The organism is Kitasatospora sp. NPDC059722 (assembly GCF_042733235.1).
Lineage (GTDB): Bacteria > Actinomycetota > Actinomycetes > Streptomycetales > Streptomycetaceae > Kitasatospora.
Genome location: NZ_JBHWGD010000149.1, coordinates 1 through 1,861, shown reverse-complemented (window position 1 = coordinate 1,861; position 1,861 = coordinate 1). Strand labels below are relative to the sequence as shown.

Genomic DNA, 1,861 nt, shown 5'->3' with positions numbered 1-1,861 from the left:
TCGCCGGGCGGCGCGGCGGCGGCCGGCGGCGGGCGGGTAGCGCCGCCGTGCTGGGCGCGGCCCCCGGCTCCGGCGCGGCCCACCGCGTCGTCGACGCGCACCTGCGCCGCCTGGAGGACGGCCTCGCCGACGCCCGCCGCGAACTCTCCCTGATCCGCACGCTGATCGACCAGAGGGAGAACCCGATGACCGCCGCCCCCGCCGAGCTCCGGCTCACCGTCCCGGCCCCCGCGCTCGCCGCCGCCCTGGACGCGGTCCGCTTCGCCGTCTGCGCCGACCCCGAACTCCCGGTCCTCGCCGGGGTGCTGTTCGAGGTGGACGGCGCCGCGCTGCGCTTGGTGGCCACCGACCGCTACCGGATGGCGCTCGCCGAGGTGCCCCTGCCGACCACGCCCGAGCCGCGGGCCGGCACGATCGTCCCGACCGCCCTGGCGGACGCCCTGCGCGCCCTGCTCGCCGACGCGACGGAGGCCGAACTCACCCTCGGTGGCGGCTTCGTACGCATCGAGACCGGCGCCCACCGGATCGAGGGCGCCACCCCGGACCTCGACTACCCCGACTACCGGGCGCTCACCCGGCTCGACCCGTTCCACCGCGTCGACATCCCCGCCGCCGACCTGCGGGGAGCCGTCGAGTCCGGCGCCACCCACACCCTGCCGTCCGGCCCGGACGGCGCGGACTGCGCGGTCACCGTCCTCGCCGTCACCCCGGACGGCCGACTCGCGGTGCCCCCGGCCGACGCCGACCCCACCCCCGGCGAACTCCGGGTGGCGGTCAACCGGACCTTCCTCCTGGAGGCCCTGAACGCGGGCCGCCCCGACCAACTGGTCCTCGAACTCGGCGGCCCCATCGCCCCGCTGGCGATCCGCACCCCCGGCCGCGACGGCACCTTCTCCATGCTGATGCCGATCCGGGTGCCCGAACTCGTGCGATCCACCGAGTGATCGGACGACGCGAAGCCGCCTAGCCTCACCACCATGGGAACCCCACCGGACTTCGCCACCGCCTGGGCAGCACTCCCGCCCGCCGCCCGCCGCTGCCTCGAACTCGCCCACCGTGCCTGGCTCGACGACGGCCTGCCGGTGGGCGCGGTGCTCACCGACGAGACCGGCACCATCGTCACGGAGGGCCGCAACCGCGCGTACGACCCCCCGGGCGGCCCGGACCATCTCCAGGGCACCCCGCTGGCCCACGCCGAACTCAACGCGCTGGCCGCCGCCAGAACCACCTGGAACCTCGGCACCCACACCCTGTGGAGCAGCCACCGCCCGTGCGCGATGTGCACGGCCGCAGCGGGCTTCACCGGAGTCGGAACGGTCCGCTACCTGGCCGAGGACCCCTGGGCGGAAGCCACCGGCCACCGGCCCACCACCGGCCTCCCCCTCCTGGGCCCCACCGAGGACCACTGGGCGTCGGTGGTGGCCACGGCACTCTTCCTGGCCGACACCATCCGCAGGGCAGGCCCCACCCACCCCGTCATCCAGAAGGCCCACCCCGAGACCGCCACCCTGGCGAACACGTTCGCCCAGCTCAGGACCCCAGACCTCCGGACGCTCATCACAGAGACATGGCCCACCATCCCCAAGGCAGCAACACCCCCCTGAGCACCTCACCCCCACCCCACCTCACCCAACCCCCCCACTCCCACCCCTCACCCCCACACCCTCCCCGCCGCACCAACGCACCCCCCTCTACCACCTCCCTCCCCTCATCCCCCCACAGGCGAGAGGGTCGGGCTGCGGGAGGGGGTGGCGGAGGGGGTGGCCGCGGAGAGGGGCGTGACGGGTGATTTTCAGACTGCCAACGGTCCAAGCCCCCCACCCACAGAGTCGGCAGTCGGAAAATCATCCAGCCCCCGGAG

At 75.1% G+C, this 1,861-nt stretch carries 1 protein-coding gene and 1 pseudogene (1 of these 2 cut by a window edge); both read left to right on the top strand.

Annotation, left to right across the window (positions count from 1 at the left end; all coding sequences use genetic code 11):
• A pseudogene (locus tag ACFV4F_RS40495) lies at positions 1 to 944 on the top strand (MerR family transcriptional regulator) (it extends 310 nt beyond the left edge of the window).
• Positions 945 to 977: 33 nt separating this feature from the next.
• Positions 978 to 1,604, top strand: a complete 627-nt coding sequence (locus ACFV4F_RS40490) for a nucleoside deaminase (RefSeq protein ID WP_380448571.1) — start codon at positions 978 to 980, stop codon at positions 1,602 to 1,604.
• Positions 1,605 to 1,861 lie beyond the last annotated feature (257 nt).